5 protein-coding genes are annotated in these 3,563 nt (G+C 68.5%); 2 read left to right on the forward strand and 3 right to left on the reverse strand.

What is annotated here, in order from left to right; translation table 11 throughout:
* Window positions 1-369 precede the first annotated feature (369 nt).
* The 3 genes from VFF46_RS03085 to VFF46_RS03095 form a co-directional block, all read right to left on the reverse strand.
* Window positions 370-705, reverse strand: coding sequence for an MmcQ/YjbR family DNA-binding protein (locus VFF46_RS03085; RefSeq protein WP_325035458.1), 336 nt, complete (start codon window positions 703-705; stop codon window positions 370-372).
* A 34-nt stretch (window positions 706-739) separates the two neighbouring features.
* Window positions 740-1,432, reverse strand: coding sequence for a PASTA domain-containing protein (locus VFF46_RS03090; protein WP_325035459.1), 693 nt, complete (start codon window positions 1,430-1,432; stop codon window positions 740-742).
* Window positions 1,433-1,569: 137 nt separating this feature from the next.
* Complete coding sequence (locus tag VFF46_RS03095) at window positions 1,570-2,061, reverse strand: SigE family RNA polymerase sigma factor (RefSeq protein ID WP_325035460.1); 492 nt, start codon at window positions 2,059-2,061, stop codon at window positions 1,570-1,572.
* Between the two features lie 130 nt (window positions 2,062-2,191).
* Here VFF46_RS03095 and VFF46_RS03100 point away from each other — a divergent pair, with 130 nt between their 5' ends.
* Both VFF46_RS03100 and VFF46_RS03105 read left to right on the forward strand, forming a co-directional pair.
* Window positions 2,192-2,527 carry a PspC domain-containing protein gene (locus VFF46_RS03100; RefSeq protein WP_325035461.1) on the forward strand — a complete coding sequence of 112 codons (336 nt, stop codon included), beginning with the start codon at window positions 2,192-2,194 and terminating at the stop codon, window positions 2,525-2,527.
* A 103-nt stretch (window positions 2,528-2,630) separates the two neighbouring features.
* On the forward strand, window positions 2,631-3,563 hold a 933-nt coding region (locus tag VFF46_RS03105), incomplete at its 3' end, for a M48 family metallopeptidase (protein WP_325035462.1).

A 3,563-nucleotide genomic window follows, 5' to 3' on the forward strand; every position in this document is an offset into this window, starting at 1 on the left:
CCGTCGTTGGTGATCGTGGGGGCGCCCCACTTCTTCTCCAGCACGACATTGCGGCCCTTCGGGCCGAGCGTCACCTTGACGGCGTCGGCGAGGGTGTTCATTCCCCGCTCGAGGCCGCGGCGCGCCTCTTCATCGAAAGCAATCAGCTTGGGCATTCTCCGCGAGTCCTCCCGCGTCGAGTCTTTGTGGTTCAGCCGGCTCGATGCCCGCGACGGACGGCACCGGCCCGCGACGCTCATGTCCCGCCGCTGCCCGGCACCTCATCGAGGCCGTCTTCTTGCACACCCGGCCGGGCGAACGCTTATCACTCTCGCCCTTGGAGTGCTAACCAAGTATTAGCACTCGCCCCAAGCGAGTGCAAGCCGGGCCTCACCCGTCGAGCTGGGCGATCAGGTACTTCGGTGCCGTCAGCCGCCACGCCTCCGTGATCAGCTCCTCGAGCTCGCCGGGATCCGCCAGCTCCAGCTGGACCAGGACCCACGCGAACCGCCCACCGTCCCAGGACGGCGCATAGGCCTCCGGATCCGCCGCGATCAGAGCCTCCTGCTCCTCCCGGAGCGCCTTCAGGTGCATCCGGGTCTGGTCCTCGGACAGGTACGCGAAGCTCTTGTTCCGCACCTTGAACACCGGCTGCCCCGCCCAGCCCTCGTGCTCCTCCACCCCGGGCAGCCCCGCCATCACCTTCACCACCGCCGCCGCATCCATACCCCCGAACGCTAGGCGGCCCCACCGACAGTTCTTACTTCGCAACCGTCACCGTGACCGTCGCCCCGAGGCGCAACATAGTGCCGGTGGCAGGCGAGACCCCGAGAATCGTCCCGGACGGATAATTGGGCGACTTCACGCGCCTGGACTGGACCTTCAGCCCGGCTTCGGTCAGCAACGGCGTGTAGCCACTGAGCAGCGGTCCTGTCGGGGGCCCGGTCACCGACCACGGATCGGGTACGCCGACCTGGTCGGGGACGATCTGGATCCGGCTGAGCATCCGGTCGACGTTCTCCGCACTGGTCGAGGACTCGGCACGGAACCACACGTTGAGCGACGGGATACTCACCACACCCGAGCACACCTTGGTGCCGTTCCAGTCATTACGACAGCTGGTCTGCTGGCGCTCTGCCTGCAATCCGTGAATTACGAACGTCCGGTCGGCTTGGAAGCCGACAGTCGGGCTGCTACTCATCTGGACGCTGTCCACGTTGTCCGGCCGAGTCGTCCCGCACTCCGTGTACATGCTCGGGTCGTCGATCTGCACGGTGTTCTGCTGCGGTGTGCCGCATCTGCTCCGGTTCCTCGGCCAGTCGGCCGGTACGGCGATTGCGGCGTGGCCGAAGCCGACCAGGCGGAGCGTGGGTGGCGCTGGAGTTGGTGCGGCGGCCGGCGGGAGTGGCTTGTGGGACGTCAGCACGGTAGTGCTGCCGATGACGGCGGCCACAGCAACCACGGTGACGACAGTGACTCCCGCAGTACGGCGTCTGCGGTGGCGGGTGGCGGCTGTGTGGAGGGCGGCGAGTGGGGGTAGGCCCACGGGAGTTTTGGCGGCGGTGCGTTCCAGGAGGTCTGGTAGGTCGGTCATTGGGGTGCTCGCAGTTCTGCCAGGTGGGGGTCCTGGGACAGGGCCTTCACGGCGCGGGACAGGCGGCTCTTGATGGTGCCGGGGGCCACTCCTAGTACTGAGGCCATCTGTTGTTCGCTCAGGTGGGCGTAGTACCGCAGTACGACCGCCGTGCGCTGGTCGCCGGGCAGTCTGTCCAGGGCGCGCATCACGGCGTCCGTGTCGTCGACGTTGGTGGTCTGGTCGGTGCCTGTGGTCTCGGGGAGCGTTTCTGACGGCAGCTCCCCGTGCCAGCGGCGTCTGCGCGACGAGCGGAAGCAGTTGACCAGTACGCGGTGCACGTACGCGTCCCGGTCGTCTGCAACGCGCACGCGGTTCCACTTGAGCAGGCAGCGCTCCAGGGCGGACTGGACGAGGTCCTCGGCCTCGGACGGCGTACAGCCGAGCAGAACCGCCGACCGGACCAGCGTCGGCCAGCGTGCGGTCACGTACTCGGTGAACTCGTCCATTCCCCCTCCTCACCCTTAGAGACAGGCTGGCGGGTGACCGGGGTTCCACGAAAGTCGTCGGGGTCGGGTCAGGGGTCGGTCGGTACCGATCCTGATGTGCGCACGGGTGCCGGAACGGGACAGTAGAGCCATGACGAACTCCAACGCACCGTTCCAGAACCTCTCCGGCAAGGTCCTCCGGCGTTCCGCGAACCAGCGGATGCTGTCCGGTGTCTCCGGCGGCATCGCCGAGTACCTGAACATCGACGTGACCCTGGTCCGCCTCGGCTGGGTCGGCCTGACGCTGATCACCGGCGGCGCCGCGATGATCGGCTACGCGGTCGCCTGGATCGTGATCCCCGAGTCCGACGGCAAGGCCGTCTGGCAGAACGTCCAGCAGTCGGTGAACCAGCACCACGACACCACCGAGCAGGACATCGCCTCCCGCATCTACGACGACACCAACAACAAGCCCCCGGCGGCGTGAGCGCCCCTGCGCCCCACCAGGGCGCAGACAAGGCTCCGGGGAACACGGCGGCAGGGTAAAAGCGGTCTAGTCACCCTGCCGCCCGCGCTGGCACACTTCTCGCGTGCAGAGCGCCGAGGAGATCACCACCTGCCCCAACTGCGGGCACCGGATCCGGGTCGACCGGCGCTACGTCACCTGGTGTGACAAGTGCGACTGGAACGTCGACCCGACACCCCCGCCCGACCAGACCCCGGCGTGGCGGCTCCGCCTCGAGCACCGCCTGGCCGAATCTCTCTACCGCGAACTGCAGAAGCCCGGACTCCATCGGCCCGGCTGGGACGCGGCCCGGATCAGCGCGCACCTCCTGTCGGCGCTGATCCTGCTCCTCCCGCTGCTCGGGCTCCTGACCGGCACCGCGCTGCTTATCTTCTACCGACCGCTCTGGTTCAGCGTGTTCCTCTCGCTGCTGGCCTTCGGCATCGCGTTCCTCTTCCGTCCGCGGGCCGGCCGCCTGCCGTCCGGTGTCCACCTCGTCGACCGCGACCGGGCCCCGACGCTGTACGGCGTACTCGACGAGCTCGCCGAAGCCGCCGGAACCCGCCCGGTGGTGGCGATCGCGCTAGACGCCCAGCCGAACCTCTGGTACCTGCAGGTGGGTTGGCGCTTCCGGCCCGTCATCGGCATCGGGCTGCCGCTCTGGGCAGGCCTGCGGCCGCAGGAGCGGCTCGCTGTCCTCGCGCACGAGCTCGGCCACGGCCGCCACGGCGACGGGGTGAGCAGCTGGCTGATCGGCAGCGCCTGGTCGATCCTCGGCGAGCTGCGGGCGACGTTCAGCGAGAGCCAGCTCGACCAGATCAAACGCCGGACCGCATACCGCGACTACTCGTTCTTCAGCCGGCTCACCAACACGACGGTCGGCGTCCTGGTGCGTGCCACCGCCTGGCTGCTGAACCGGCTGCGGCTGCGGAGCAGTCAGCGCGCCGAGTACCTGGCGGACCGGAAGGCGGGCGAGATCGCGGGCTCGGAGACGACGGCGCAGGCGTTGGAGCGGATG

Origin of the sequence: Kribbella sp., from assembly GCF_035655035.1 — a bacterium.
GTDB lineage: Bacteria > Actinomycetota > Actinomycetes > Propionibacteriales > Kribbellaceae > Kribbella.